Raw genomic sequence first — 25846 nt, 5'->3', positions numbered from 1 at the left:
AGCGGGCTTCAGGCCGGCTGCGCGGTCGAGGCCACCAGCGTCCGGACGTCGGCGTAGACGTTGAGCACCGGCGCGACCACCCTGTGCATCGCGCTCTTGGACACGATCGTATCGTGCATGACGAGATGATCGATACCCGTGGTCAGGAAGCAGTTCACGGCATCCTGCGGCGTTTCCACGATCGGCTCGCCCTTGATGTTGAATGAGGTGTTGATCAGCACGGGAACACCGGTCAGCGCCTCGAATTCCTTCAGCAGGCGATACAGCAACGGATTGGTTTCTTCGCGCACGGTCTGCACGCGCGCCGTGCCATCGACATGCACGATCGCCGGAATCTTGTTCCGCCATTCGGGGCGAACTGGCTTGGCGATCAGCATGAAGGGCGAGTCCTCCTCGCCTTCAAAAATTTCCTTCATACGCTCGGCCAGCACGATCGGTGCGAACGGGCGGAACGCCTGCCGGTGCTTGACGCGGCTGTTGAGGATGTCCTTCATCTCGCCCTTGCGCGGATCGGCGAGCAGGCTGCGGTTGCCGAGCGCGCGCGGCCCGAATTCCGAGCGGTCCTGGAACCAGCCGATCACCTTCTGATCGGCCAGCAGCTTGGCGGTGTCGCGGCAGACGTTCTCGCTTCTCACGGCTTCGGCCTGAATCCGAACCAGAAACTTCTGCAATTCCCTCGCGACGTCCTGATCGCTGTAGCGTCGGCCGACATAGGCATGATCCATAACGAAGCTGCGGCGCTGCTTGAGGATTTCAATCCAGCCGTAATAGGCGCAGCCGATCGCAATGCCGTCGTCGCCGGCCGCCGGCTGTATCCAGACATTGTCGAACCCGGCCTCGCGGGCGAGCCGTCCGTTCGCCACGCAGTTCAGCGCCACGCCGCCGGCCATGCAGAGGTTCTTCGCGCCTGTGGTTTCGCGCAGCCAGCGGGCACGGGCGAGCAGTACGTTCTCGGTATCATCCTGCGTGCGCCAGGCGAGATCCTCCCAGTGCCGCATCGCCGGGCTGCGTTCCCAGTTATTGCCGGGCTCGAACACGTAGGGCTGCTTGAATTCGGCGGTCCAATGCGGCACGTGCAGCTTGCCATCGCGCAATTCCAGGAGGTGCTTGACCTGCTCGCGACGGCCATAGGGCGCCAGTCCCATCAGTTCGCCGCATTTATTCCAGTCGCCGAAAATGTAGGTGGAAACGCGGCTGTAGAGCGCGCCGAGGCCGGGCATGTTGTAGAATTCATCGCTCAGGAAGCCGCGGTCCGGCTCCATCCAGACTTTTTTCAGGCATTCCAGCGTCGTGCCATTGAACTTGTAATAGCTCTCCGATTCGCGCGCGAGCGGCGTTGCCGTATCGCTGGCAGGAAAGGATTCCATGACGTCGGAACGGTAGCTGCCGACACCGTCGACGATCATCACGACGCCTTCCTCGAACGGTGACACCGCGAAGGCGCTATAGGCGTGCGCCAGGTGATGCGAGATCGTGACTACTTTGTCCGAATGCTTCAGGTAGAGCGGATGCTTGGCCGCCTCGCCGCGCTCGTATTCCGGCAGGAAGCCCGGCGCATCGAAATAGACAAGCCGCTCCTCCATTTCCGGGACCGGCAGGATGTAGCAATTGCGCACCACGAGATCGACGTCGTCGAGCGTGATGCCTTCAGCTTCGAGAACGTAATCGATCACTTCTTTGTAGAAACCGGAGGCGTGCTTGGCTCGCGTGATGCGTTCCTTGGCGATGGCAAACGCGATGGCGCCGTCGCGCAACAAACAGGCGCTCACATCATGATCGTAGGTGTTCAGGCCAAGGACATAAGTGTGTTTTTTGGGCATGGTTACTCGTTAGGCGAGATCGTCTTACGCTGAAAAGAGGAAATCGTGTCGAGATCAAGTTGGCGGCGTGGCCGTGTCGTAGCTTTCATCGGATTTCCGCGGCGCACAAGCCATCGACGTTCAGCAAACATTCAGGAACATGAACGGCGCAACGCCAGAAATTCGCGGCAGCCTGCCTTAACTTGACCTTACATACCCTTCTTAATAAAGTCCCGAAAGCTCGATAGAACCTTGTAAAATATTGTCTTAGCGCATCTGAACCGAAAGCTTTCTCGCGCGTCTAAGTGAGATCGTGCCGACGTCCAGATGTTTGGAAGTGACGTGTTCGGAAGTGACCGGAGATTCTCGAATGGCTAAACGCTACAATATCCTGACCCGCTGCCTTGCAGCGCTGGCTCTGCTGTTCGTCTACGTGGCCAGCACCTCTGCCATTCTGGTGGGCGGAACAACCACATCGGCGCAAGCTTATCGCGGTCGAGGCTACTATCGTGGCGGTCGAGGCTACTATCGCGGCGGCCGAGGCTTCTATCGCGGTCGCGGCTTCTACGGTGGACCCGTCTACGTACGTCCCGGTCCGCGTTGCTGGTGGAATCCCTACGGCGTCCGCGTCTGCAGGTGGTGATATAAATCGATCGCCGTCTGCGGAGACGGGGTCGAAGCAAGATAGAGGCGCGCCGGACATGCGGCGCGCCTTTCTCTTTGGCGGATCACTTCGCAATGTCTGAGGAAGTTGGTCCGTTCTCAAAATAGCTTGCCAGCCGCGGGATCAATTTGAGCGCGTTGCCGCGCTCGATCGCAGCAATCTGTTCGTCGGTAAAGACGGCCGCCTCACGCAACCCCTTCGCATGGTCGATACCGGTCCAGTACGGGAAGTCCGTGCCGAATACGATCTGCGATGGCGGAATGATCGCCGCTAGCGCCAACATCGCGCTGCGATTGGACGTCTGCGCGGTGTCGTAGAAGAAGCGCTTCAGTTCGATAAGCGTGCCGTCGGGCACAGTCTCCTTCGCCTTCGGCGCCAGCAGCGGGTGGCGGACGAAGCGCTCGATCAGGAACGGCATCGTTCCGCCGGCGTGCGAGAAAATCCAGCGGATGTCGGGAAAACGCCGCGCATTGCCGGAGAAGACGATGTCAGCGATGGCGCGCGTCGTGTCGGTGCCGAACTCGATCATCACAGGCGGCTGTGTCGGCACCAGGTTCACGCAGCAATTGGCCGCCGTTGGATGGGTGTAGACCAGCGCCTTGCGGCGATTGAGCTCCTCCATCACGGGCAGAAATGAGGGATCGCCGAGCCATTTGTCGCCATAGCTCGTCATCAGGGCGATCCCATCGGCCTTAAGCGTATCGAGCGCATAGGCCAGTTCGCGCAGGCTGCCTTCGATATCGGTGAGTGGCAGCATCGCGAAATTACCAAATCGTCCGGGATGATCCGCAACGAGCTTGGCGGCATATTCATTCGACTCGCGACAAAGCCGTCGCGCTGTGTCGCCCTTGGTGAAATTAACGGCGGGCGTGGTGACGGAGAGCATCGCCGTCGCGATGCCGGCCTTGTCCATGTCCGCCAGTGATTTCTCGATCGTCCAGTTCTTCATCAAGGGATCGCCGAAGCCGGCATCGTTCGACGCGGTGACGTATGTCGGCGGCGACAGATGATGGTGGACGTCGATCCGGAACGGTTTTACATCGGCGGTCTGCGCCACGGCCTCATCATGCCTCATGGCTGCGGTCAGCGCCAACGCGCCGGCGCCGAGCATGAAGCCGCGCCGGCTGGATGCGGTGCGCGGCGAAGGCGATTGATCGCAACAGAAGCATCCCCGCAGCCGCGGCGCGCGCCAATCCGTCATCCGTGCCTCCCTATTTTGGTTGTTGTGCTGAGCAACCCTCAGCCATCGAGGATGGCAACCGCACGGGTCCAGCCGGCGGATGCGCGCTCGATCTTCACCGGGAAGCACGACACCATGAAGCCGGTTGACGGCAGTTGCTCGAGATTGTGCAGCTTCTCGAGGTGGCAATAGCCGATGTGGCGGCCGGCCTTGTGACCTTCCCAGATCAGGCTGGCATCCTTTGTCTCGGCATATTTCTTTGCGGTGTAGACGAACGGCGCATCCCAGCTCCAGCCGTCGGTGCCGGTTAGCCGCACGCCGCGTTCCAGGAGATACATCGTCGCTTCATAGCCCATGCCGCAGCCGGAGATGACGTAATCCTCTCGGCCATATTTGGCCCCGGCGCTGGTGTTGACCACAACGATCTCGAGCGGCGAGAGCGTGTGCCCGATGCGCTTGAGCTCCGCCTCAACATCCTTGGCGGTCGCAACATAGCCATCCGGAAAATTCCGGAAGTCGAGCTTCACGCCCGGCTGAAAACACCACTCCAGCGGCACCTCGTCGATCGTCCATGAACGCTCGCCGCGATTCATCGTGGGATGGAAATGCCAGGGCGCATCCAGATGCGTGCCGTTGTGGGTGGAGAGCGATACCTGCTCCACCGCCCAGCCCTGGCCATCAGGCAGGTCTTCGGCCTTTAGCCCATCGAAGAACTGCAGCATCCGCGGCAGGCCCTGCTGATGATCGATGTACTGGATGGTCGGGTGGTTGCCGGGCGGATCGGCCGGCACATCGTTTTGCAGGGGAACGGAAATGTCGATCAGTTTGCGCGCCATGGCGTTTCCTCTCCAGCGTATTCTTTTTGCGCGATCCGCGAGCAGCCTATTGCCGCTCGACCCGGTTCTTCAAAATACCGATCTTCTCGACTTCGAGCTCGATCGTATCACCATGCTCGAGATACCAGCCGAGTTCGAGGCCGCAGCCATTGCCGACGGTGCCGGACCCGATGAACTCGCCGGGCATCAGCGTCTCGTCCTGGCTGATATGGGCGATGATCTCCTCGAACGAGAACAGCATGCCCTCGCTTATCCCTTGCGAACGTGTCTTGCCGTTGACGCGCGCTTCCATCTTCAATTTGTAGGGATCGCCGATCTCGTCCGGCGTCACGATCCATGGCCCCAACACATTGCCGCCGTCGAAACTCTTGCCTTTCGCCGGCCCGAGCCGCCCCTCCATTTCGATACGCTGGGCATCGCGCGCGGAAAAGTCGTTGAAGATCGTGTAGCCGAAGATGTGATCCTTGGCCTTGGCGGCGGAGATATTAGCGCCCTTGTTCCTGGTGATAATGCCGAATTCCAGCTCATAGTCCATCACCTGGCTGTAGCGCGGCCATTTCACGGTGGTGTTAGTGCCGCGCACGCTGAAGCGGTTGGTGATGTAGTAGATCGGCTGCTTGCGATAGACCTCCGGCAGTTCGCCGAGCGGCTCGGCCTCGATCCGCGCCAGCTCCGCCATGTCGCCCTTGGCGCGCGCAGCGAGCTTGAGCTGCCCGCGCGGGGCCTGCAGGATGTGCAGCGGGAACAACATGCCGTCCCGCATCTGCCGCGGCTCCGGGACCGGCGCGAGGATTTCCGCCGCAGCCACCGGCGCCGACAGGCTCTCGTCCTTGCCATGCTTTTCGAAAAGCTTTTGCGCCTGCTCGAGCGCGGCCTCGCCGGCGTCGATCAATGCCAGCATCGATGCGAAGGCGGGATTGACGCTGCCGCTGCGGCTGGCGGCGGCCGCAAGGTCAAACAGAAGCGTATCGCTTCCATGCACGATTCCGATCTTTTCCTGTCCGCCGGATTTGAATGTCGCAAGTTTCACTGGATGCGCCCGCTTGTCTTCTCCCGAAATATATGATCAAAAAAAATATCGATAAACAAGACAGAAAAATGTGACTGGGAGGACACCGTGAAGAAGACCCTTGCCGTGCTTGCCGTCACCGTAGCGCTGACCGGCGCCGCCTTTGCCCAAGCCAAGATCCAGGTCGGCTGCACGGCGACATCGGACTGCGCCTCTGCGATGGTGGCGATCGACGAGGGCATTTTCAAAAAGCACGGCCTTGAGGTCGAGATGACGCCGATCGCGATCAACTCGAACATCCCGGCCGCGATCCTGTCGAACTCGATTCAGATCGGCGGGCCGACCTCGACCGTATTCCTGCAAGCCGTTGACGGCGGGTTAGACCTCGTCGCCGTTGCGGGCGCGACCGTGATGAGCCCGGTGTCGAACGGCAACATCACCGCCTTTGTCCGCAACGGCGTTACCATCAAGGAGCCGAAGGATTTCGTCGGCAAGAAGGTCGGTGCGCCCGGCCTCAACGCCTTCCTGCATGTCCTATTCGTCAAATGGCTGGTGGAGAAAGGCGTCGATCCCAAGGTCGTCAATTTCGTCGAGGTCACCTTCCCGACCATGGCCGACATCATCAAATCAGGCGGCGTCGATGCCGTGCTGACCGCCGAGCCGCTGGTGACGCGAATGACCAATGCTGGGCTCGGCACGGTCGGCGCGCGTTATGCTGTCGATCTCGCGCGCACCGATCCGATCATCTTCTATGCCGCTTCGCGCGAATGGGCAGAAAAGAACGCCGTGGCGATCAAGAAATTCCGCGATGCGCTCGCCGAGTCCGCCGAGATCGTCAATAACGACCGCGAAAAGGCTTCAAATTCAATTGCAAAGTTCACCAAGCAGCCGATCGACCTGGTCAAGGCGACGCCGCCGAACCGCTCCGAGCCGGCGCTGAAGCCCGAGCAGCTGGCTTGGTGGATCGAGGTGATGTCGTCGCAGAAGATGCTGCAGTCGAAGCTCGATACGTCGAAACTGGTTTTGAAATAACGGATTGCGATGCCAGCCACCGAACGCCAACCGAACCGACCGCTGACCGAGGCCGCCACGCTGAGCGAGCGTGCGGCCATGCTGGTCGAGCAGGACATTCTGGCCGGTCATCTGGCGCCAGGATCGCGGCTTGGCATCGTCGACCTCGTGCAGCGCTATGAGATCGGCGCCACGCCGCTGCGTGAGGGCCTGTCGCGGCTGATGTCGCGCGGGCTGATCGTCGGCATCGGACAGCGCGGCTTTCGCGTCGCCGACATCAGCCGCGAAGATCTGCTCGACATCACCACAATGCGTACGGCGATCGAGGTCGAGGCCGTACGTTTGGCAATTACCCACGGCGACGATGCCTGGGAAGCCGGCATCGTCAGCGCGCTGCACCAGATGCGCCGCCATATCGAGCGCACCGGCGACGAATTTCGCGAGGGTGCGGAGGATTTCGACCGGCTGCACAAGGGTTTTCACACCGCGCTGCTGGCGGCCTGCGGCTCGAAGCGCATGCTCGCGGCCCATTCCGACCTCTACGATCAGGCCTATCGCTACCGGCGCGTGATGATGCGGTCCTTCGACAGCGGCAAAAAGTTCGTCCGCGCGCACCAGCTGCTCGCCGATCGCGTGATCGCGCGGGACATTCCGGGGTCGCAAGCGATGCTGACGGCCCATCTGCATTCGACCATGGATTTCGTTTACCCCCCAGGCAACGAGAACTGACATCATGGCAAGCGCCGCAAAACGCCTCGAAGCCGTCTCAGGCACTGCCGCACCGCAAATCGCCTTCGAGTCGGTTACCCTGCAGCTCGGCGGCAAGACCATCATCGAGAATCTGAGCCTTGGAGTCCGCGCCGGCGAATTCCTCTGCATTGTCGGCGCCTCCGGTTGCGGCAAGACCACGGCGCTGCGCCTGGCGGCGGGTCTCTACCAGCCCACCAGCGGCAAGGTGAATTTCGACAGCCAGCCGATGCGAGAGCCGCGCCGCGAGATCGCGATCGTGTTCCAGGACTACGGCAAGGCGCTGCTGCCCTGGCGCACCGCGGCGGGCAATGTCTCGCTGGCGCTGGAGGCAGGCGGCATGCCGTCGGCCGAACGCCCTGCCCGCATCGAGGAACTCTTGCGCACCGTCGGCCTGCCTGGCCATGCCGGCAAATACCCCTCTGAGATGTCCGGCGGCATGCAGCAGCGCCTGCAGATCGCGCGCTGCCTGGCGCAGGAGCCGAAGACGCTTCTGATGGACGAGCCGTTCGGCGCGCTGGATGCGATGACCCGGCAGGGATTGCAGGACGAGGTGCTGTCGCTGGTGGCGGCAAGCGGCGCCACCGTGATCTTCGTGACTCACGACCTCGACGAAGCCATCTATCTCGGCGACCGTGTCATCGGCCTATTGCCGCATCCAGGACGGATCGGCATCGAACTAGCCGTCAACCTGCCGCGGCCGCGCGACCAGCTCTCGACTCGCGAACATCCGGAATTCCTGCGGCTGCGGCGGCAATTGTTCGATTTCATCAAGGCGACCGAGCAGTGACTGCAAATTCCGCCAAGGCGCTGGTGCTGCCGCTCGGCATCCTGGTGGCGTTCGAGGTCTGGGCGCGCGCCACCCATCTGCAAAGCGACAGTCTCGCGCCGCCGAGCGAGATCGTGATGGCGCTGATTGGCGCCTTTGCCGATCTCTCGATCCTGACCGCCACGCGCGACACGCTGTTTTCCGCCTTCGCCGGGCTTGCGATCGGCACGGTCATTGGCCTTGCGCTCGGCATTGCGTTCGGGATTTCCGACACGCTCAATCGCCTGATGGAAGTCACCGTCGAGGCCATCAGGCCAATCCCTTCGATCGCGCTGCTTCCGATCGCGCTGATCGCGCTCGGCTTTGGCTACCGCATGGAGATCGCCATCGTGGCGTTTGCCTGCGTCTGGCCGGTCCTGATCCTCTCCCGCGCGGCGGTGCGCAGCATCGAGCCGCGCCTGATGGAAGTGGCGCGGGCGCTGCGGCTGCCGCCGGCACAGCGGGTTTGGAAGATCATCATCCCGGCGGCGCTCCCGCGGATCTTCGTGGCCTTCCGCCTATCGGCCGGCATCGCGCTGATCGTCGCCGTCACTGTCGAAATCGCGATCAATCCGCTCGGGCTGGGCGCCGGCATCATGCTGGCGCAGCAGGCGCTCCGCCCCGACCTGATGCTGGCTTACCTGGTCTGGATCGGCATCATCGGCTATGCGCTGAATGTCCTTCTGGTCATCGCCCAGAACCGCCTGTTCGGACGCGCTGCGCTCACCGGAGGCGGCCAATGAACCGTGCCGTCATCCTCTGGCGCGTGGCGAGTTTCGCAGTCGCGGCCTGCTTCATCGCGCTCTGGCAATTGATCGCCAATCTGAAACTGGTCTCGCCGGTGTTTTTGCCGGGACCTGACAGAGCCTGGGCCGCGCTGGTGCGTGGATTTTCCTCCGGCGATCTCTGGAGCAAGCTCGCGGGCACGCTCGAGCACATGGCCTATGGCTGGCTTGCCGCCTCGATCGCCGGCATCGCCATCGGCGCCATCATCGGCTCGTCGCGCACGATGCGGACCTATGTCGCGCCGTCGCTCGAATTCCTGCGGCCGCTGCCAGTCTCGGCGATCATTCCGGTGGCGATCGCCATGCTCGGACTGACGCAGGCGATGGCGCTGTTCGTGATTTCCTTCGGCGCGATCTGGCCGATCATGCTGGCGACCATCCACGGCTTCGCCGCGGTCGAGCCGCGGCTCTATGAAGTGGCGCGGTCGCTGCAGATGTCGCGGCTTGCCGTGATCTTCAAGATCGCGCTGCCCTCCGCGAGCCCCGATATTCTCGCCGGCATGCGGCTCAGCCTGACGGTGGCGCTGATTCTCTCGGTGGTCTGCGAAATCCTGGCCGGCCTCGATGGGCTCGGCCACTGGGTGCTGCTGTCGGCGCGCGCGTTCCGCTCGGCTGACCTGTTTGCCGGCGTCATTCTGCTCGGCGTGACCGGCTACGTGACGTCGGTGGCGATGTCACTTGCGGAGAACAAACTATTGGCGTGGCAGGCGGCGCAACGGTGAGACAGCCACCGCTTGCGAAGCGTTCTCCGAGACGGGTTCCGGAAGGCGTTCAAGCCAAGCTGCGCGCTTCTTCGCACCGATAGCGTCGCGACAGACGCCTCCAATCCAACGCCACAATGCCCGAAAGCTGAAGGTTACGAGCACTTCATGGTGCCGCATCCCCTTGCCGCCCTTGACCAGTCCGAGATCGCGGATGATGCAATACGTCCCGCTACTCATGCGGGCGAACTTCGCATCCCGAAAATGATTGCGCACACGCGACAACATGCGTGCAGCATGCATCGCGCGTCGATTCCGTCAATAGTGACGGCTGCCGAATCAGCCGCGCCGAATATGAAAGCCGTTAGAGCGTTGCGTTGTTGCTGCGTTCGCCGATCCGATAGATCTGCGCAGTTCGAACCGGTATACGACCCAGCACCGCACGCCGCTCCTTCATGCGCGCGCTGGGTGCCTCCGGCTGCGCGAAGCATTTAAGAATCTGAATCCGGATTTCCTCCGCGAGCGGACCTTCGACCTGGCGCATGCGATTCCAGAGCCGGATGATTTCGCGTTGCTTCTCGACATCCATTGGTCACCTCCGAAGAACGACCAATGAGAACATAACAGGAACAATATTGCAAGCGGCGAATGGCGGAACGTCAACGCACTTCGTTCTAGAAGCAGAGGCTGAGAATCTTCAGCCGGCAGGACTCAGCCCCGCTCGATTTCGGTTTCGCCGCGCTTGCCTGCTTTGACTCTTTCGAACCCTTTGGCGAAGTCTTCGGCTTGGGACGCTCGTAATCGCCTGCAATCACCATGGCCCAATAGGTGCGACCGGTCTTGGCGCTCTTGACGCTGGCAACACCTACGCGCGTCGCGCCGGGCAACAGGAGGTTCTTCCGGTGCCCTGACGAGTTGATCCACTGGTCGAGCGTATTGGGAAAACTCTCGTAACCGTATGCAATGTTCTCTGCCGCCCGGCCTGCACCCGCCGGACTGACGCGCGTGGTGAACCGGCCGAGAACATCGTGATCCAGCTTGTCCTGTGCGGCCATTGCCTGGGCTTGATCGTGTGCGATCCGCGTGAGCGTCGCATCCAGGGTTACGCGCTTCTCCCCGTGCTTCAGCCGAAAGTCAGAGATCATCTGAGCGGGACTGGCCGTGGCCGGCCGGCTGCCGACCGTCGCGGCAAAACAAATCACCAGAGCAAGCAGGAGCGCCCGCCCGATCACAATGACCGTCTTCCTACCAGCCACAATTGTTCCCCTGCCCCTCCCCATCGCGCTGGGAAGATTCAACCCTAAAAGGGCGCAGCAAGTCATTGATCTTATTGGTCGGGGCAGCTGGATTCGAACCAACGACCTGCAGTACCCAAAACTGCCGCGCTACCAGGCTGCGCTATACCCCGATCTGATACTTCAAGAAGTGCGTCAGATACACGCTAAAGCCGCCGCCAGCAAGGCGATGGCTGGCAGTCAGCGCTTGCTAAACAAGGGGTGCGCCACCCGGTCGCCGGGCTGAATCCCGTACTTTTGGGCCGTGCCCGCAATCACTTCCAGCACACCCCTCGCCAGTCCGCCCGAAGAGATGATCTTGGTGGAGAGCGGCTCGGTATTTTCGGCGATTCGCAGGATACGGCCGTCGGCTCGAATGAAGATCATATCGAGCGGGATGTAGGTGTTCTTCATCCACATCGAGATCTGCTGCTCCGGGGAGAAGTCGAACAGCATACCCTTTCCGTCGGGCAGTTCTTTCCGCCACATCAGCCCGGTCTGCTTCTCCTCCTCGGTGGTCGCCATCTCGACCGAGAAGACGTGCACGCCCGATTTGGTGACGATCTCGAGCGGCTGAACGCTCGCGGCCCGCGCAACTGATGCGGCGCAGAGAAAGACGAGCACGGCAAACAGCGCCGCCAGCGGCCGCGTCAGGCGGTCGCCGGTCCGCGCAACCACAAAAGCGAAACTCATTAAAGCACTCACGCCTGAATCTCGGGGAATTGGCCGGGGAACCCTAACCCAAGGATGGCGGCAAATACCACAGGCCGCCGCGCTGGTGCACGGCGGCCGGCTCACGTTTGCGTCAGCGACGCAGCTACCTCAGTGCGAGGACAGTGCCGACGGGCCGGTCTCGGGATGGATCTCGGCCGCCATCATGCCCTTGGAGCCGGGCCCGTAGCGCACCAGCACATACTGGCCCGGGCGCAGCTCGGTCATGCCGAAGCGGCGCAGCGTTTCCATGTGGACGAAAATGTCCGGCGTGCCCTCGCCGCAGGTCAGGAAGCCGAAACCGCGCAGCCGGTTGAACCATTTGACTTGCGCTCGTTCCAACCCGCTGGTCGGCGTGACGCTGACATGGGTCCGTGGCGGCAGCATCTGCGCCGGATGTATCGCAGTCGACTCATCCATCGAGATGATCCGGAACGCCTGATAGCCCTTGGCGCGCTGCACGCACTCGACCACCACGCGCGCGCCCTCATAGGCCGTCTGGTAGCCGTCGCGCCTGAGCACGGTGACGTGCAGCAGAACGTCTGGCCAGCCATTGTCCGGCACGATGAAGCCGTACCCTTTGGAAGCGTCGAACCATTTGATGACGCCTGATATTTCGACAAGAGTGGCTGCGGCATCGCCGAGCCCCGAGAGTGCATCCACCGCCGGGTCGCGTTGCGCACCGGTTGTGTACTCACCTGGTCCAAGCCTGTTCTGCCCTGTCCCGCCTGGCGGCGGCCCCCCGAGCTTCTTGGACCCAAATTCGTCCGACCCCATGACCCCGGACCTCACACTTCAAAAAAGCGGCCCGCTGTCGCCGAAGCGGACCGGAACACGCGCCCACCATGCCCATCATGATAACGCAGCGCGAATCTCTCGAATCAAAAGATAACACTCCCGACTGTGGCGCATAGCTAAAAAAAACAAAATTGCGGAGGCTGTGAACAAGCTTGCGCAACCGCGAATCACGCGAATCAGTTGGCGATCAATTGCCTACAAACGGTCCGAGCGTCTCGCCGATGTCGTGACGGATCACCAGATCGGCGACATCGTCCTGTTCCGTGGGCTCGTTGTTGATGATGACGAGCTTCGCGCCGCAGTTCTTTGCCATCAGCGGAAAACCTGCGGCCGGCCAAACGACCAGCGATGAGCCGATGGCCAGGAACAGGTCGCAACTCTGAGCCAGCTCGGTGGCGCGGCGCATCGCATCTTCCGGCATTGCCTGCCCGAACGAGATCGTTGCCGTCTTCACTGGCTCCTCGCAGAGTGTGCAGTCCGGTGCACTGCCGGTTTCTTCGAAACGCGCCCTCACCCAAGGAAGATCGTAGGCGTGACCGCAGCCGATGCAGCGGGCATAGGTGGTGTTGCCATGCAGCTCGATGACATCGTCAGCCTTGAAGCCCGACGCCTGATGCAGATTGTCGATGTTCTGGGTGATGATCGCAGGGGTCTTGCCGGCCTTGTAGAGCGAGGCCAGCGCACGATGCCCGCGACCGGGCTTTGCGGCCGCAAAGGTCTCTTCCATCGCAAAGCGCCGCCGCCAGGCCTCGGCCCGTGCGTCGGCGCTGGCGACGAATTCATCGAATGCGATCGGGCGATTGCGAGTCCACAGGCCGCCGGGCGAGCGGAAATCCGGAATGCCGCATTCGGTCGAAATTCCGGCTCCGGTAAAGGGAACGATACATGCGGCTTCGGCGATCATGTTGCCGAGCTGCTCGACGCCACTGCGCAAATCCTTGGCGATCACAGCTGATATTTTCCCGAATGGTTGGGACCGTGCCGACTATAGCACGGCCATTCGAATTACCAGATCGGCGCACTTTGGCCCGCGTAGCCTCGTTACGCTTGCCCGCTCACGCCGCCCTGGCGCGCCGCCGAGCTACTTTCCCGAACAGCTTGTCGGTAGCCTGCTCGCGAAGCCAGCAAGTTCTTCGGTGCTCAGTGAATGCACATCTATATTTGCCATTGGAACTCCCGTTCGTGTTTTCCACCGCCTTCGCTTCGAAGCAGCAGGCCATCGCAAAACTGCAACCCGCTTCCCCATTCGCGCCCCATTCGCGCCTGCCAATCGCGGCGGGGCGCGAATCAATGAGAAGATGATGGCGAAGACAGAAAAAGAAGAACGATTGGCGCGCGATCGCGCCGAAATCTCAGCACGCGTCGCGAGCTTCAGGGAAACTCAGCAGAAGTTCGAACGTGAACGTGAAGAGTATTGCGAGACGACCTTGGCCAACGCCGTGAAATCCGGCCGCCCTTCCTTTTGGCGTTGAGGAGGAACCGACGCGTTATCGCCGACGGAATGGCGCCCGGGAAATAACGAGAGATTTCCCAGAGCGCGGGAACGACGCGGGACTACCAACGTTTGTATTTAAGTGCAGTAGCCTTGCGAGAGGTGAATGCACCAAGTGCCCCGTCTACCATCTTCGGATGTAGGCGGGGTTTTCATGACGGAGCCTGTAATCCGCCAAGATCCATGCGATCGGGCGGATCTGATCTTCGCATTGCATAGGAACTAATACGTCCCCTGCGGGGTTAATCCGTTAGGGAAGGTGCGTCATGATGCCCGTGTGGATGGAAATTCTGATCAATGTGATCGGTTACGCCGGCTTCATAGCGATCGCGACCTATCACAAATCGCCGGGCGAGAATTTGCCGGATCGCTGAACGCGGGTCATTGGTCAGTTTGGGCGGCTCGCCTGCGCGGGCGGGCCTGCAGGTCTGATCGGCGCTTGATCGCTTTCAGCCTACGGCTGCATCCAGGCCGCGTCCCAGTTCGCTTCACGGCTATCCGCATACGCGCCCTCTTCTCCCGATCCACATTGGTGCTCTGGCGCAAATGCCAAGCTGAAGCGTAGCAACCGGTACCTCGCGTCCGTTTGAGAAAAACACTCCATTTGTTCTCCTGGAACGAACAGGGGGCGCGTTTTTTCGGAGCGACCACCCTCTTAAGATAGCGTTACCTCGCCGTGACGGTCGTCGAACCTTTTTGGTGGCATCCGTACTCATCTAAAAAGGTGCCGCCATGACCCAAGCTGACCACTATCGCGAGCAGGCCAACAGGGCCCGCCGGCTCGCTGAAGCCGTCAAGGACCCCGAAGCTTCGAAGAAGCTGATCGAAATGGCCAAGGAATTCCGCCTCTACGCGGAGCGGCTGGAAGAGACTCACTGAGCGTCCTGCCTTCGATGAAAATAAGCCGACCTCGTAAGCCTCTGTTTACCTATTTCTGTCGAACCGACCTGCCGTTAACCGAACCTCTTTACAAGACGTAAATACGCGCCTGAGAGGGTTTGGCCAGGAGGGTTGTACCATGGTCATTTACCCCATACCGGTTGAAGTGACACAGGCCAGAATTCAGCTCGTCGTCGATCAGAACGCCAAGGCGCCGCCGAGCACTATCAATCAGGACCTTCAGGCCGTTTATCATGCCAAGGCGGCCGCGCTCGAAGCGGCGATTGCCGATATGCAGTCGGAAGAAACGCCGGCAGTCGACGTCAAGGTCTGACCTGACAGGACTACCAATCTCGCGCGTGAGGGTCAGACGGGGTCCGACCGCCCTCTCTCTCACGCTCGCCATGCGAGTTGCTGCGCGTGCGCGACGCCGAGCGTCAGCACGGCGCCGATGCCGGCCAGCACGGCCTGACGGCACATCTATTCGGCCCGCTTGTTGCGAGGGTCTTCGCCATCGACGAACCGATCCCGACAGCGCTCTTCTTCTTTTGCGGTCGCGGTCGATCTCGGATGGCTCGGCAACTGCGGGAGCGCTCGACATGCTCAACGCACGAGCGGAGCACGTCGTCGAAAGTATCCTCGCGCGCCAGAATGCTGCCCGTCACGATAATAATGCTGCCCCCTATTCGCATCAGCCAGCGCCCGCCCTCGGCAGACGCCAGTTGTTGCGCGTCGAGGCGGGCCGATCCGATTAGTGTATCAGACGCGGCACCAGAACTGATGCGGCCAGCAATATGCCGAGGCTGCCGACGACGGACAGCTTCATCCAAGCCGTCCTGGCGTCGGTGATCGGCAGCACGAAGAAGAACATCATCGCCAGGATGAGCAGCCCATAGAGCAGGTACATGGTCGGTCCCTCCGTGGCTACCAGGATGGGCGAAGGAGGCAATCGCGTATGTGGGAGGGATCACGCTGGTGATGCGAACGACGGCGCGCTGCCCGCAGCGTCAAAGACGCTTGCAATTTTACGCTTTCGATTGTTTTTATGGCAACTTGGGCGTGCCACACATTCTCCTGGAAATTCGAAAGAGAATGCATGTTTGGGAAGTTTCTGCGTGACGAGAGCGGCGCGACCGCCATCGAATACAGCCTCATCGCCGGGTTTATCGCCCTTGCCATCATCGCCGCCGTTGGAATGACCGGCGAAAGACTCGTGGAGCTGTTCGAGAGTCTGATCCCCGCGCTGACGCGATAGTGGCACCGTGCCTGCCGAGGCTGCAAGGCGCGGTGTATTGCGGACTAGTAAGTTAAATGGTCGAACACCTTGTCAGCGGAGTTTTCGAGTTGCTTGTCGTCGCTACCGGACGGCAGGCTCTCAAGCTATTTGGCAGAAATGATCCAAATGAATTGATCTCGATGCTGGCGGGATTTGCGGTCTGGATCCTGGCCGGTTTCACGATCCTGGCCCTTGCGATGTCGCTCGGCAGCTAGCAGGACGCTTTGGCTCGATTGATTGAATGCGACAAGGGCATACGGTGGCGCGCACCCCCTGCCCCACGCTGCCATTTGCTGCTACTTATTGCCCTCGGGAGCTGAAACGAATTCCAGTTTTCGCAAACTCAAGAGGACAACAAACATGCGCTATCTCCACACCATGCTGCGCGTCCGCAACCTAGATACCGCCATGAAATTCTACCGGGATGCGCTGGGGCTGAAGGAAGTACGCCGGGTCGACAACGAGAAGGGCCGCTTCACGCTGGTGTTCCTGTGCGCGCCTGAAGACGAAGCTCTGTTCAAGGCCGCTCCCCAGAATCGCGGCGCGCCGCTGGTCGAGCTCACTTATAATTGGGACGAGGAGAAATACGGCGAGGACCGCTATTTCGGCCACCTCGCCTACGAGGTCGACGACATCTATGCGACTTGCGATCGCCTGATGAAGGCGGGCATCACCATCAACCGGCCACCGCGCGACGGCAACATGGCCTTCGTGCGCTCGCCGGATCTGCATTCGATCGAGCTGTTGCAGAAGGGCGAGCCGAAGCCGCCGGCGGAGCCGTGGACCTCGATGCCGAACACCGGCCACTGGTAAGGCCTTGTACAAATTCTTCGTGCACGTCCGCAATCCGAGTTACCGCTTGGTGCTCAAGGCGGATGCGCCGTTTCCATCGGACACGCACGAAAGCGAATGGCGGGTGACTCGCAGCCGCCATTCCGACGACGTCAACGCCGAAGTGCGGGAAGCCGTCGAGCGGGATGGCTACTCGCTGTTTCAGATCGGATTGTCACTCTCGCAGATTCCGAAATCATAAAACGTTCCGTCGCGTGGGGCTGTTTTTGCGCAGGAACAGGCCATGCCATGACGCGTTTCCTCTTCAAATGCATTTCGAGGAGGAGATGATGGGACGAGGAATTCTGCTGTGGCTGTTGGGTGTACCTATTCCGGTAATTATTCTGCTATGGCTGTTCTTCGGCCACTGACGAAGTTCGAGAAGGGCCACGCGCTAGAGATATCGGCTCTGTCGCACTGCGGCGGAGCCTGAATTTTGCTGAGCTCAAGCGCGCGCAAGGGGCGCGCTTTTTCTGCGATCTTCGGCTATTAACGTGCAAACCGAAAATTGCGGGAGCAACGAGCGTGGCCGACAACAACAAACAACTCACCATCTGGGGCCGAGCCAATTCGGTCAACGTTCAAAAAGTGCTGTGGTGCCTCACCGAACTCGACCTCGCCTACGAGCGTATCGACGCCGGCATGCAGTTCGGCAAGAACAACGAGCCCGCCTATCTCGCGATAAATCCGAATGGCCGCATTCCCACGCTGGTCGATGGCGACTACGTATTGTGGGAATCCAATTCCGTGATGCGCTATCTCTGCATGGCGTATGGGGCGGGATCGCCGATCTACCCCGCGCAGCCGAAGGCGCGCGCCGGCGTCGATCGCTGGCTCGACTGGACGCTCTCGACGCTGCAACCGGTCGACCGTCCGGTGTTCTGGGCGCTGGTGCGCACCCCGGCCGAAAAGCGCGACATGGTCGCGATCCAGAAGGATGTCGACGCCGAGGCCGCGGTGTGGCGGATCGTCGAGGCGCAACTGGCGAGCCGGCGCTTCATCGAAGGCGATCAGTTTACCATCGCCGACATCGCGCTCGGCGCCTTTGCGCGGCGCTGGTTCGGCGTCGAAGGCGTGACTAAACCAAAGCTGCCGAACCTCGAACGCTGGTTTTCGCAATTCGCGGACCGCCCCGGCTTCGCACAGTTCGTCTCGCCGCCGATGAGTTGAGATCAGCGCGAGCCGCTGGAAACGCCGGCGCCGACGCTCACTGCGCCGCCGATCTTCATGCAGGTGTTAGTGCCTTCGATTCTGACGAAGCCCGCGCCGTACTCTGCGCAGGTATTGGCCGATCCTGGGCGCTTCAACGGGAGCGCCTTGCCCGATGAGGCTGCAGCCTTGTCGAGCTTCTGAGGACGGGGTTGTTCCGCGACCGCGGCAACCGAAGACAGCACCGCAGCGATGATGACCAGCAGGGATTTTTGCATCCCGCCTTTTATCGCCGCTGGCCGATCAGCGCCAGAGCGCGGCCTTAGCGGACGAACTTGACGCCGACAGTCTTTCCCCGGCGCCAGACCACTTCGCAGCGGCGTCCGGTCCTGGCGTCGCGCGAAAACGCCAGCCGCAATTTCGCCGGCAGTGTGTTCGGATCGTCGATCGTGACTTTCGCCCCCGTCGAGGACATGTCCTGCACCACGCATTGGCGCGCGGCGAAGCCGCCTTCCAGCGTGATCCATCCGGGCTGACGCAACGATTTGCGCGTCTCGCGCTTTTTGCTCGATAGCAAGGCCATGTCGGAAATCCCCCGGACACTGCCTTACACAGAGCGGCTTTAAATTCCGTTGCCTGCCCGCTCCTGCGGGAGTGCCGATCAGGGCCGCAGAACGGCTTTTCGAGCGGCTTGCCCCTCCGGCCAAACGCCACTATACGTTCGCCCGTCGCCGCCGCCATGAATATGGACGGCCGGCGGCCAACACGGCCCGTCAAGCGCATAACACCTTGATTTCCGGTTGTTTTTGCTCCCTTCGTCTATCGGTTAGGACGCCACCCTTTCACGGTGGAGAGAGCGGTTCGATTCCGCTAGGGAGCGCCATCGCGCATTAGCGCCGAGGTTCGCTCTTGTCCTTTCAATAAATTAGCCAATGGCCAGAAGGGCGTGTTGGCCGTTTTGTTGGATGCTCGGCCCGACCCATTGTTCTCGTATTGTCCCAGGTGACTACCTGCACTTTGATGGCAGCATGACCGCCCTCACCCGCCGCCGCGATCCTCACTGGGAACAACTCACGGCACATCTATTTCGGTGACGTTCATGTCGGCGATATCAGCCCGCGTGTGGGCATCCTGACCAGCGCAGAGCAAATGGGAGTGGGTACTGCGGGTTTGTTCCGGCGGCGCATCGTGGCGCGCGCCCAACGCTGCGCGGTTGGCATCGATGGCTAGTTGGGCGGGAAAAGCACGTAAAGCACAAGCGCGACCACCGCCGCCGCGGTGATGACTTCCAAGGCGATCGCAGAACGAGATCGCTGCACAGCGAAAGCCCTACCATTAAAGGACGGCCCCAGCGCGGGGCCGACGTGCGGCCGGCCTGCGAGCACGGGACTTGATGAAACGGCTCTGGCGCGGGGCTGGGGGCTAATGTGCCAGAGCCGTCCCTCAAGATGCACTCTTTCGAGCGCCGAATCATCTTGCCGGGATAAAGCGGCAAAACCGTGAGAATGCTAGCGCGCGAGCGACAATTAGGAACGATACCTACATTTGTGAGTGTGTACGGCCGAATCGGGACACACTCAAAAATGAGGATGCCTTAACGAGCGGCCCTACCAAGACTCCCCGTTCTTTGTCGCCATTTCCCGATATCGTGATTTTCAGAATGTCAGAGCAGAAAACGTGGCAGTAGTTTCGTGCATTTGAGACGGATTCCGCAGGCGCATTAGGGCCGCCGCACTAAATCTCGTTTGGCATGAAGAAGGGCCTCAAGCGGCGAGGCCCTTCTTGGGCTGAGGCATCGCACCGGGGGAGGTGCGACACGGCTTCAACCCGCTTCCCTCCTCCGCGTTCCTGGACGTCCGAAGCCGGCCGATTACCTTCTCATCGTTTTATCTTGATCTGGCGTGCGCACGTCAGCAGGGTTACGGGATGTGCCAGTTGTTTGAGGTGGGGGGCCGGCGGCACCGGCGCCGGAGCCATCACCTGCGCCGCCGGCACCGGCACCGGCGCCTGCGCCTCCGGCACCAGCGCCTCCGCTACCTGCGCCGCCCGCGCCTCCGGCTCCCCCAGCACCTCCACCACCTTGGGCAACAGCCAACGTTGAGCCGAGCGCAAAGAACAATGCTAACGCGATCGCTGATACTTTCATGATCGTTATCCTTATACGTGTGTAAGCACCGTAATCTTACAGGCGCTGCTTTCGTTCCTAATTGTTGCTGCGGCCAAACGCGTCGACCGCTGTTTGGCGCCATAGGAACTCATTCTCGCGTCAAGCCTAAACAGAGCAACAATCGCGCGGCGCATCGCGGGGAGGCTATGAGAGAAAAAGCATACGCCAAATTGAAAAGCAAAACGCCGGTAAGAAGACATGTAGTGCTTACGCAAATATTTGCAGAACGAATAACGGCAATTCGCCTGCGTGCCAAACATCTTACTCGAACTGCATGAACACGGGCGTCTTTGTTGGCCCGAAAAGGTGCGACCTTCACCGGCATGATCCGAAATTGAGCGGATGTGCCTAGCTTCCGACGATTGAAATCTCCAACAATCTACCGCTTCTGAGGACGCTCGTTCCGGTGAGCTGCGAGTCCCTTGCATTCAAAGGCCAGAACGAACCGAAGGGGCCTCCACGCTCCGCAGGTCTATAACTCCTAATCAATCTGGCTTGTGCTCGCCGCAATCCACCCTGATCAGATGCGCCGGCGGCTCGCTACTCGGCGGGCGGCTCCTGCTTTTTCCTGAAGGGATCGGCCGCCTCGTCGTGACCGCTACGGCTGCTGAAGAACATCAGCGCCATCAGGCCGCATCCGATGAGAAGCGAAAAGAAGGTCCCGAGGCCAAGGGCGATCCAGCCGTGCTGATCCATCACCACATCGCCTGTGGCGTTCCATACTATCGTGGCCCAGACACCGGTGAGAATGAGCAAGGTGGCGAGGACCGCGACGAGAGCGATCTGTCCGCGGCTGAGGCTTCGCATGGGCTAACGCCTTTTCCGTTCGGCTCCCCTGCCAGCGGTGAACCATCAGGCAAAGTATCCGTTCCTCCGCACCGAAAATGAACTCGAGGTCTCGTGCTTACCTTGGGCATGAGATCGCGGCGCGCAGCGCAGACTGGAAAGCGTGTCGCGCCTGCTCCTATTCGATGCGGGCTTTTTCCTTCAAGTCACGGATGCGAATCTCTGCCTCTTCCTTGGAGGTTACGATCTCGGACTCGTCGGGCACGCGAGCCTCTCTGCTCAGCCGCTTCAATTCATCAAGCTGTTCCTGCGTCGGCTTTTCCGTCATGGGCGCCTCCTCTGACGAAGCAACCGCGTGAAGAGAGTCCCGTTCCGCCTAAAAATCCCCGAGGATCGCTTTGGCCGAGCGTCGCGCGCGCCGTCATTTTACAAACACGTTCAAGGCCCGGGGCGACCATTTTCCAGGCTTGAGGGAACCATTTTCACCGCCCAGGTTCCCTCCCGCGTTTAAAGCCGTCCGGCGAACGGACGACAGTGAGTATGAGTGAGGAACAGGGAATGGACATAGCAACTATTGCAATCACAACTTGCGTCGCGCTTTACCTCGCACTCCGCTTCACGTTGCGGGCCTATTTTCCGCCGGATACCTGACAGATCGAATGAGCGCGACAGGCGTTATCGGGCTCTTCCAACCATGTGAATACGGATCGCTCTTCGTGGCCGGGTTCGCCCCGGCCATTATTTCTTTTCGAGGTGTACGGAGAAAGAAATTTGACCTGTGCTGCGACCGACTAGGCCGGCACAGTTATTGCCACACCTGATGCAAGGGCAAGCTGCCCACCTATCCCACGAGGAACCGACGCGAAGCGCCCTTTGGAAGAAGGGTGATCAGGATTTCCTGGTATGCCGTCGACCGGTATGCTTCCTTGCTAACGATCTCCGAATCCATATCAGTTCGACGCCATTGGGCGTTAGGATGTGAATGCCCTGTCAGGATGGGGAATGCCCTGCACGTTTTCGGAAGCAAATGAACGATTGCACGCTAAGAGAGAAGGCCAAGATCACAGCCGGCGCAGTGACTGCACTCGTTATTGTCGCATGGCTTGCGATCATCGCGTTGGCGCTGCTCTCTACGGGATAAATTTGCGGTGCTCGATTCGTTCACGGAACTTTGTTCTACTCTCACGAGAACGTGAGGAACTTTGTTCTACTCCGGAGAACAACGGGCGCGTCATACGGGCAAATCCATGAACAAGCTACTTCCGCGCGCAGATGGCGCGCGTGTTCTGGCCGACCTTCACGCATTGCGTGCAATGGGCACGTACAAAACCGGTGTCCACAAGCCGACGTTCTCGGAACCGCATTTGCTTTCCCTGCAGTGGCTGGTGGAGCGACTTTCCGAGGCGGGCCTCACAGGTGAAATCGACGGCATTGGCAACGTGCTGGGTACCAGCACGAAGCCTGGCCCGAAATTGTTGGCGGGCTCGCATCTGGAAAGCCAGAACCATGCGGGCTGGCTCGATGGACCGCTCGGCGTGGTCTATGCGCTCGAAGCCGCCCGCGTGATTAATCGCGATCCAAGCACAAGGGGCGCCGTCGAAGTCGCCGCATGGTGCGATGAGGAAGGGCATTTCGGACACTTCCTCGGCAGCCGCTCCTATGTCGGCGCGGTCAGCGAAGCGGATATCGACGCCGCGCGCGATCGCAACGACGGCCGCACCATGCGGGAAGCGCTCGCAAGTGCAGGCCTCGCCGGCCGCCCTCGCCTGCAGGCCGAACGCGGACGGCACATCGGTTATCTCGAAGCCCATATCGAACAGGGCGACACTCTGGAAAGCAGCGGCCTCAAGATCGGCATCGTCACCTCCATCGTCGGGATCTGGCAATATCGCATCACCTTCAAGGGCGAGCAGAACCATGCCGGCACCACGCGGATGGCCATTCGCCGCGACGCCGGCCTGGCGCTTACCAGATTTTGCGTCGCTATCGACGATCGCTTCCCCGCGGCCTGCGGTCCGCGCACGGTATGGACCACTGGCCGCATCACGCTCGACCCCGGCGCGCCCAGCATCATCCCTGGCGCGGCGGAAATGCTGTTCCAGATTCGTGATGACAACCCCGCCGTGATTGCGCGGCTGGAAGACCTTCTGCGCAGCATGGCGGCCGAGGTCGACAGCCAGGGTCGCTGCAGCGTGACGGTCGAGCGCATTCGCACCGGTGCGCCCGCGCGAATGGATGCGTCATTTCAGGATGCTATCGAAGCCGCCGGCGCAGCGTATGCCGGCGGCAAGTCACTGCGCATGCCGAGCGGCGCCGGTCATGACGCCCAGACCCTCGCCACCATCATGCCGTCAGGCATGCTGTTCGTGCCCTCGATCGGCGGCATCTCGCATCATTGGACCGAAAACACCGCTGATGCCGACATCGTCACCGGCGCCGAGGTCTTTGTCGAAGCCTGCCGTCGGCTGTTGGCGCGGTGAGACGGTACGAGTCCGATATGGCCGCCAAAACCAAGCCGACCCGTTCAATCCGGGACATTCCACCAAGCGTGTGGGTCCTCGGTTTCGTCTCGATGCTGATGGACATCTCGTCGGAGATGATCCATGCCCTGCTGCCGATCTACCTGGTTACGGCGCTCGGCGCATCCATGGTGACGGTCGGCGTGATCGAAGGCATTGCCGAAGCGACCGCCTCGATCACCAAAATATTCTCCGGCGCGCTTTCGGACTGGCTTGGCAAGCGCAAATGGTTAGCTGCGACCGGCTACGGTCTTGCGGCCTTCACCAAGCCGGTGTTTCCGCTGGCGCCGACCATCGGCTGGCTGGTGGCAGCGCGTTTCGTCGATCGGATCGGCAAAGGCATCCGCGGCGCGCCGCGTGATGCGCTGGTGGCCGACCTCTCGCCGCCCGATCTGCGCGGTGCGAGCTTTGGGCTGCGCCAATCGCTCGATACGGTCGGCGCCTTCGTCGGCCCGCTGCTTGCCATCGCGCTGATGTGGTGGACGTCAGACAATTTCAAGACCGTGTTCTGGTTTGCAGTCATTCCCGCCTTCCTCGCGCTGGCGCTGATTGTCTTCGCGGTGCGCGAGCCCGCGCGGCCGCAGACGCTGCGCGCTGTGCGTAATCCAATCAGCCTGGCAGAGATCAAAAATCTCGGAGCGGCTTATTGGTGGGTGGTGGCGGTCGCGAGCGTGTTCACGCTGGCGCGCTTCAGCGAGGCGTTCTTGGTCCTGCGCGCCCAGAATGTCGGACTGCCGATCGCACTCGTGCCTGCCGTGCTGGTTGGGATGAACGTCGTCTATGCGCTCGCGGCCTATCCGGCCGGCGTCATCTCGGACCGCTTCAGCCGCACAGGCGTGTTGGCAGCCGGCATGCTGGTGCTGATTGCAGCAGACGTCGTGTTGGCTCTGCTGACGTCGATCGCCGGCGTTGCGCTCGGCGTCGCGCTCTGGGGCCTGCACATGGGAATGACGCAGGGGTTACTGGCCGCCCTCGTTGCCGACACCGCGCCGGCGGAGTTGCGCGGCACCGCCTACGGCTTCTTCAACCTGCTCGGCGGTGTGGCGATGCTCGCGGCCAGCGTCATTGCCGGCGCGCTCTGGGACAGCGCCGGGCCGCAGGCAACATTCCTGGCGGGTGCCGGCTTCGCGATCATCGCGCTGGCGGGATTGCTGATGGTTGACGGTAAGATCGGCAAGCGGGCCAGCCGTCCCGGTGCGGTACCTGATTGAGCAGGCCGCCAAGCTGTTGACCGGGCCAGCAGCGCGCCCGAAATTTTGATAGTGGACAGCGCGGGATTCAAAACCTGCTTGGTGACAAGGAGTCGCGTGTGATTTCCTTGCAAACGGCTGAATTTACGGCCATTTTCGCAAATGAGGTAAAGTTCCCCAGATGTTGCTGCTGCAGGCCCTACCTACATCGATCGGCGTTGCCGCGATTGCGCCGGCGTTGCTGGTGCTCTGGCTCGTCATCGCTGCCGACGAGCGTCCCGGACCGCCCGGGCGGGTATGGCTCGCTTTCGTCCTCGGGGCCGCCAGCATTTCGCTCTTGGGCATCGCGCGCGCGCCGTTTGCCGCGATTCTTGCGGTGCCGGGCAACCCTTGGATGACCCAAGGCCTGCGCTCGATCTTCGGGGTCGCCGCGCCCGAAGAGATCGTGAAGGTCCTAGTCATCATCCTGGTGTCGATGTCGGTGCGGCGCCGCACCTTTGCCGACCCGATGGATACGGTTGTCTACGGCGCGGCTGCCGGCCTCGGCTTCGCCGCTTACGAAAATCTCGCTTACCTCGTGCAGCATGCCGACATGTGGCGATCGCTGGCCGCCTTGCGCAGCGTGCTGACAGTGCCGTTTCACGGCGCGCTCGGCATCATCGCAGGCGCCTATATCGCGATCGCGCGCGCCGGCACGGCGCTGGGCGCACACCGGCATCATCGCGACTGGGCGCGCATCTCGAGCTGGGCGCTGGCGCTGTTCGCACCCGTCGCGCTGCATGCCGCATTCGATTTTCCGCTCCTGACGTTGCAGAAGCATCCCGATCTCGGACCCAACGCGCGAATGCTGCTGGCGGCGGCGAGCCTGCTGATCGGCTTCAGCTCAATCGGATTTGCCGTCCGCCTGGTGCGGCGCGTCGGCCGCCACCACGCGCCGCGCACCGAGATCGCCCGTGAGCGGCTCAGCCAGTTGCGGCGGATGTGGGCGCTGCTGCTCGTGGGCAGCGGCGCGGGCTTCGTCGGCGCGGCGTTCGTGCTGACGTCGCTGCATCACTGGTTCATCAATCCCGACCGCAATGCCTCGCTGCTTCTCATTCCACTCGGCATGACCTCCATTCTGATCGGCATGGCCCTGCTGCTGGCGACGTCAGCGGTCTACGTGTTCGGCCGTAACCGCATCCGAACGTCGTCGGAAGCATTTTCCTCCGCGCCCGAGCCGGGCTGAACGTCATCG

General features: G+C 61.4%; 32 protein-coding genes and 2 tRNA genes. 18 read left to right on the top strand and 16 right to left on the bottom strand.

Features of this window, described 5'->3' with window-relative positions; translation table 11 throughout:
* Window positions 1-8 precede the first annotated feature (8 nt).
* The gene (locus J6524_RS02215; protein WP_225668641.1) at window positions 9-1820 is read right to left on the bottom strand and encodes a carbamoyltransferase family protein; all 1812 of its coding nucleotides are present in this window, start codon (window positions 1818-1820) and stop codon (window positions 9-11) included.
* A 349-nt stretch (window positions 1821-2169) separates the two neighbouring features.
* Between J6524_RS02215 and J6524_RS02210 the strand changes: the two genes are divergently transcribed.
* A complete protein-coding gene (locus J6524_RS02210; protein WP_225668640.1) occupies window positions 2170-2442 on the top strand; it encodes a hypothetical protein in 273 nt (90 codons plus the stop codon).
* Between the two features lie 85 nt (window positions 2443-2527).
* Here the strand turns inward: J6524_RS02210 and J6524_RS02205 are convergent, their stop codons facing one another.
* The 3 genes from J6524_RS02205 to J6524_RS02195 are packed head-to-tail and all read right to left on the bottom strand — an operon-like array spanning window position 2528 to window position 5509.
* Window positions 2528-3664 carry an amidohydrolase family protein gene (locus J6524_RS02205; RefSeq protein ID WP_225668638.1) on the bottom strand — a complete coding sequence of 379 codons (1137 nt, stop codon included), beginning with the start codon at window positions 3662-3664 and terminating at the stop codon, window positions 2528-2530.
* A 38-nt stretch (window positions 3665-3702) separates the two neighbouring features.
* Window positions 3703-4479 carry a cyclase family protein gene (locus J6524_RS02200; RefSeq protein ID WP_225668637.1) on the bottom strand — a complete coding sequence of 259 codons (777 nt, stop codon included), beginning with the start codon at window positions 4477-4479 and terminating at the stop codon, window positions 3703-3705.
* Window positions 4480-4525: 46 nt separating this feature from the next.
* On the bottom strand, window positions 4526-5509 hold the full coding sequence (locus tag J6524_RS02195) for a fumarylacetoacetate hydrolase family protein (RefSeq protein ID WP_225668635.1): 984 nt from the start codon (window positions 5507-5509) through the stop codon (window positions 4526-4528).
* An 87-nt stretch (window positions 5510-5596) separates the two neighbouring features.
* Between J6524_RS02195 and J6524_RS02190 the strand changes: the two genes are divergently transcribed.
* The 5 genes from J6524_RS02190 to J6524_RS02170 are packed head-to-tail and all read left to right on the top strand — an operon-like array spanning window position 5597 to window position 9561.
* Window positions 5597-6520, top strand: coding sequence for an ABC transporter substrate-binding protein (locus tag J6524_RS02190; RefSeq protein WP_225668633.1), 924 nt, complete (start codon window positions 5597-5599; stop codon window positions 6518-6520).
* A 9-nt stretch (window positions 6521-6529) separates the two neighbouring features.
* A complete protein-coding gene (locus J6524_RS02185; protein ID WP_225668632.1) occupies window positions 6530-7228 on the top strand; it encodes a GntR family transcriptional regulator in 699 nt (232 codons plus the stop codon).
* A 4-nt stretch (window positions 7229-7232) separates the two neighbouring features.
* Entirely contained in the window at window positions 7233-8036 is an 804-nt protein-coding gene (locus J6524_RS02180) for an ABC transporter ATP-binding protein (protein WP_225668630.1), read from the top strand.
* Window positions 8033-8797 (top strand): ABC transporter permease, encoded by a 765-nt coding sequence (locus tag J6524_RS02175; RefSeq protein WP_225668628.1) that lies wholly within the window; start codon window positions 8033-8035, stop codon window positions 8795-8797. Before J6524_RS02180 ends, J6524_RS02175 begins: the two co-directional genes overlap by 4 nt.
* Window positions 8794-9561 (top strand): ABC transporter permease, encoded by a 768-nt coding sequence (locus tag J6524_RS02170; RefSeq protein WP_225668626.1) that lies wholly within the window; start codon window positions 8794-8796, stop codon window positions 9559-9561. Before J6524_RS02175 ends, J6524_RS02170 begins: the two co-directional genes overlap by 4 nt.
* Window positions 9562-9904: 343 nt before the next feature.
* On the opposite strand, the gene J6524_RS02165 is transcribed toward J6524_RS02170, so the two are convergent.
* The 6 genes from J6524_RS02165 to J6524_RS02140 all read right to left on the bottom strand — a co-directional run bounded on the left by J6524_RS02165 (window position 9905) and on the right by J6524_RS02140 (window position 13272).
* Window positions 9905-10129 carry a hypothetical protein gene (locus tag J6524_RS02165; RefSeq protein ID WP_225669334.1) on the bottom strand — a complete coding sequence of 75 codons (225 nt, stop codon included), beginning with the start codon at window positions 10127-10129 and terminating at the stop codon, window positions 9905-9907.
* Between the two features lie 85 nt (window positions 10130-10214).
* Complete coding sequence (locus J6524_RS02160) at window positions 10215-10796, bottom strand: CAP domain-containing protein (RefSeq protein ID WP_376711966.1); 582 nt, start codon at window positions 10794-10796, stop codon at window positions 10215-10217.
* A 75-nt stretch (window positions 10797-10871) separates the two neighbouring features.
* Window positions 10872-10948, bottom strand: a tRNA-Pro gene (locus J6524_RS02155).
* A gap of 67 nt (window positions 10949-11015) precedes the next feature.
* The gene (locus J6524_RS02150) at window positions 11016-11507 is read right to left on the bottom strand and encodes a DUF192 domain-containing protein (protein WP_225668625.1); all 492 of its coding nucleotides are present in this window, start codon (window positions 11505-11507) and stop codon (window positions 11016-11018) included.
* Window positions 11508-11636: 129 nt separating this feature from the next.
* A complete protein-coding gene (locus J6524_RS02145; RefSeq protein WP_225668624.1) occupies window positions 11637-12302 on the bottom strand; it encodes a cold-shock protein in 666 nt (221 codons plus the stop codon).
* Window positions 12303-12510: 208 nt separating this feature from the next.
* Entirely contained in the window at window positions 12511-13272 is a 762-nt protein-coding gene (locus J6524_RS02140) for an SIR2 family NAD-dependent protein deacylase (RefSeq protein ID WP_225668623.1), read from the bottom strand.
* Here J6524_RS02140 and J6524_RS02135 point away from each other — a divergent pair.
* The 3 genes from J6524_RS02135 (at window position 13262) to J6524_RS02125 (ending at window position 15028) form a co-directional block, all read left to right on the top strand.
* On the top strand, window positions 13262-13795 hold the full coding sequence (locus tag J6524_RS02135; protein ID WP_225668622.1) for a hypothetical protein: 534 nt from the start codon (window positions 13262-13264) through the stop codon (window positions 13793-13795). The two genes, J6524_RS02140 and J6524_RS02135, sit on opposite strands and share 11 nt — an antisense overlap.
* A gap of 752 nt (window positions 13796-14547) precedes the next feature.
* Window positions 14548-14694 carry a hypothetical protein gene (locus tag J6524_RS02130; RefSeq protein ID WP_225668621.1) on the top strand — a complete coding sequence of 49 codons (147 nt, stop codon included), beginning with the start codon at window positions 14548-14550 and terminating at the stop codon, window positions 14692-14694.
* Between the two features lie 139 nt (window positions 14695-14833).
* Window positions 14834-15028, top strand: a complete 195-nt coding sequence (locus J6524_RS02125; protein WP_225668620.1) for a hypothetical protein — start codon at window positions 14834-14836, stop codon at window positions 15026-15028.
* A gap of 417 nt (window positions 15029-15445) precedes the next feature.
* On the opposite strand, the gene J6524_RS02120 is transcribed toward J6524_RS02125, so the two are convergent.
* Window positions 15446-15601, bottom strand: coding sequence for a hypothetical protein (locus J6524_RS02120; RefSeq protein ID WP_225668618.1), 156 nt, complete (start codon window positions 15599-15601; stop codon window positions 15446-15448).
* Between the two features lie 189 nt (window positions 15602-15790).
* Between J6524_RS02120 and J6524_RS02115 the strand changes: the two genes are divergently transcribed.
* The 5 genes from J6524_RS02115 (at window position 15791) to J6524_RS02095 (ending at window position 17971) form a co-directional block, all read left to right on the top strand.
* Window positions 15791-15949, top strand: coding sequence for a Flp family type IVb pilin (locus J6524_RS02115; RefSeq protein ID WP_225668617.1), 159 nt, complete (start codon window positions 15791-15793; stop codon window positions 15947-15949).
* Window positions 15950-16005: 56 nt separating this feature from the next.
* Complete coding sequence (locus J6524_RS02110; RefSeq protein WP_225668616.1) at window positions 16006-16185, top strand: hypothetical protein; 180 nt, start codon at window positions 16006-16008, stop codon at window positions 16183-16185.
* 145 nt (window positions 16186-16330) lie between these two features.
* On the top strand, window positions 16331-16783 hold the full coding sequence (locus tag J6524_RS02105; protein ID WP_225668615.1) for a VOC family protein: 453 nt from the start codon (window positions 16331-16333) through the stop codon (window positions 16781-16783).
* A 4-nt stretch (window positions 16784-16787) separates the two neighbouring features.
* Window positions 16788-17003: a hypothetical protein gene (locus J6524_RS02100; protein WP_225668614.1), complete on the top strand. Its 216-nt coding sequence runs from the start codon at window positions 16788-16790 to the stop codon at window positions 17001-17003.
* Between the two features lie 323 nt (window positions 17004-17326).
* Entirely contained in the window at window positions 17327-17971 is a 645-nt protein-coding gene (locus tag J6524_RS02095) for a glutathione S-transferase family protein (protein WP_225668613.1), read from the top strand.
* A gap of 2 nt (window positions 17972-17973) precedes the next feature.
* Here J6524_RS02095 and J6524_RS02090 read toward each other — a convergent pair whose 3' ends face one another.
* Together J6524_RS02090 and J6524_RS02085 are read right to left on the bottom strand one after the other, a co-directional pair.
* Window positions 17974-18228, bottom strand: coding sequence for a porin (locus J6524_RS02090; RefSeq protein ID WP_225668612.1), 255 nt, complete (start codon window positions 18226-18228; stop codon window positions 17974-17976).
* Window positions 18229-18272: 44 nt separating this feature from the next.
* A complete protein-coding gene (locus J6524_RS02085; RefSeq protein WP_225668611.1) occupies window positions 18273-18533 on the bottom strand; it encodes a PilZ domain-containing protein in 261 nt (86 codons plus the stop codon).
* 225 nt (window positions 18534-18758) lie between these two features.
* On the opposite strand from J6524_RS02085, the gene J6524_RS02080 reads away from it, so the two are divergent.
* Window positions 18759-18833 (top strand) — tRNA-Glu (locus J6524_RS02080).
* Between the two features lie 995 nt (window positions 18834-19828).
* On the opposite strand, the gene J6524_RS02075 is transcribed toward J6524_RS02080, so the two are convergent.
* The 3 genes from J6524_RS02075 to J6524_RS02065 form a co-directional block, all read right to left on the bottom strand.
* Window positions 19829-20038, bottom strand: coding sequence for a hypothetical protein (locus J6524_RS02075; protein ID WP_225668609.1), 210 nt, complete (start codon window positions 20036-20038; stop codon window positions 19829-19831).
* A gap of 619 nt (window positions 20039-20657) precedes the next feature.
* Complete coding sequence (locus J6524_RS02070; protein WP_225668607.1) at window positions 20658-20924, bottom strand: hypothetical protein; 267 nt, start codon at window positions 20922-20924, stop codon at window positions 20658-20660.
* A gap of 157 nt (window positions 20925-21081) precedes the next feature.
* A complete protein-coding gene (locus J6524_RS02065; protein WP_225668605.1) occupies window positions 21082-21231 on the bottom strand; it encodes a hypothetical protein in 150 nt (49 codons plus the stop codon).
* A 919-nt stretch (window positions 21232-22150) separates the two neighbouring features.
* Between J6524_RS02065 and J6524_RS02060 the strand changes: the two genes are divergently transcribed.
* From J6524_RS02060 to J6524_RS02050, 3 genes are all read left to right on the top strand, one after another.
* Window positions 22151-23383 carry a Zn-dependent hydrolase gene (locus J6524_RS02060; RefSeq protein ID WP_225668604.1) on the top strand — a complete coding sequence of 411 codons (1233 nt, stop codon included), beginning with the start codon at window positions 22151-22153 and terminating at the stop codon, window positions 23381-23383.
* Window positions 23384-23400: 17 nt separating this feature from the next.
* Window positions 23401-24633 (top strand): MFS transporter, encoded by a 1233-nt coding sequence (locus J6524_RS02055; protein WP_225668603.1) that lies wholly within the window; start codon window positions 23401-23403, stop codon window positions 24631-24633.
* Window positions 24634-24793: 160 nt separating this feature from the next.
* Entirely contained in the window at window positions 24794-25837 is a 1044-nt protein-coding gene (locus J6524_RS02050) for a PrsW family glutamic-type intramembrane protease (protein ID WP_225668602.1), read from the top strand.
* The last annotated feature ends 9 nt before the right edge of the window (window positions 25838-25846 follow it).

This window comes from Bradyrhizobium hereditatis, assembly GCF_020329435.1.
Classification (GTDB): Bacteria; Pseudomonadota; Alphaproteobacteria; order Rhizobiales; family Xanthobacteraceae; genus Bradyrhizobium; species Bradyrhizobium hereditatis.
Note: the sequence above shows the minus strand (reverse complement) of the source record. Positions and strands in the feature narration are given on the sequence as shown.

Coding starts and splice junctions, on each gene's coding strand:
- J6524_RS02215 (WP_225668641.1), bottom strand. CDS start 1,820: ATGCCCAAAAAACACACTTATGTCCTTGGCCTGAACACCTACGATCAT.
- J6524_RS02210 (WP_225668640.1), top strand. CDS start 2,170: ATGGCTAAACGCTACAATATCCTGACCCGCTGCCTTGCAGCGCTGGCT.
- J6524_RS02205 (WP_225668638.1), bottom strand. CDS start 3,664: ATGACGGATTGGCGCGCGCCGCGGCTGCGGGGATGCTTCTGTTGCGAT.
- J6524_RS02200 (WP_225668637.1), bottom strand. CDS start 4,479: ATGGCGCGCAAACTGATCGACATTTCCGTTCCCCTGCAAAACGATGTG.
- J6524_RS02185 (WP_225668632.1), top strand. CDS start 6,530: ATGCCAGCCACCGAACGCCAACCGAACCGACCGCTGACCGAGGCCGCC.
- J6524_RS02180 (WP_225668630.1), top strand. CDS start 7,233: ATGGCAAGCGCCGCAAAACGCCTCGAAGCCGTCTCAGGCACTGCCGCA.
- J6524_RS02170 (WP_225668626.1), top strand. CDS start 8,794: ATGAACCGTGCCGTCATCCTCTGGCGCGTGGCGAGTTTCGCAGTCGCG.
- J6524_RS02165 (WP_225669334.1), bottom strand. CDS start 10,129: ATGGATGTCGAGAAGCAACGCGAAATCATCCGGCTCTGGAATCGCATG.
- J6524_RS02150 (WP_225668625.1), bottom strand. CDS start 11,507: ATGAGTTTCGCTTTTGTGGTTGCGCGGACCGGCGACCGCCTGACGCGG.
- J6524_RS02145 (WP_225668624.1), bottom strand. CDS start 12,302: ATGGGGTCGGACGAATTTGGGTCCAAGAAGCTCGGGGGGCCGCCGCCA.
- J6524_RS02130 (WP_225668621.1), top strand. CDS start 14,548: ATGACCCAAGCTGACCACTATCGCGAGCAGGCCAACAGGGCCCGCCGG.
- J6524_RS02125 (WP_225668620.1), top strand. CDS start 14,834: ATGGTCATTTACCCCATACCGGTTGAAGTGACACAGGCCAGAATTCAG.
- J6524_RS02120 (WP_225668618.1), bottom strand. CDS start 15,601: ATGTACCTGCTCTATGGGCTGCTCATCCTGGCGATGATGTTCTTCTTC.
- J6524_RS02115 (WP_225668617.1), top strand. CDS start 15,791: ATGTTTGGGAAGTTTCTGCGTGACGAGAGCGGCGCGACCGCCATCGAA.
- J6524_RS02110 (WP_225668616.1), top strand. CDS start 16,006: ATGGTCGAACACCTTGTCAGCGGAGTTTTCGAGTTGCTTGTCGTCGCT.
- J6524_RS02105 (WP_225668615.1), top strand. CDS start 16,331: ATGCGCTATCTCCACACCATGCTGCGCGTCCGCAACCTAGATACCGCC.
- J6524_RS02090 (WP_225668612.1), bottom strand. CDS start 18,228: ATGCAAAAATCCCTGCTGGTCATCATCGCTGCGGTGCTGTCTTCGGTT.
- J6524_RS02085 (WP_225668611.1), bottom strand. CDS start 18,533: ATGGCCTTGCTATCGAGCAAAAAGCGCGAGACGCGCAAATCGTTGCGT.
- J6524_RS02070 (WP_225668607.1), bottom strand. CDS start 20,924: ATGCGAAGCCTCAGCCGCGGACAGATCGCTCTCGTCGCGGTCCTCGCC.
- J6524_RS02065 (WP_225668605.1), bottom strand. CDS start 21,231: ATGACGGAAAAGCCGACGCAGGAACAGCTTGATGAATTGAAGCGGCTG.
- J6524_RS02060 (WP_225668604.1), top strand. CDS start 22,151: ATGAACAAGCTACTTCCGCGCGCAGATGGCGCGCGTGTTCTGGCCGAC.
- J6524_RS02055 (WP_225668603.1), top strand. CDS start 23,401: ATGGCCGCCAAAACCAAGCCGACCCGTTCAATCCGGGACATTCCACCA.
- J6524_RS02050 (WP_225668602.1), top strand. CDS start 24,794: ATGTTGCTGCTGCAGGCCCTACCTACATCGATCGGCGTTGCCGCGATT.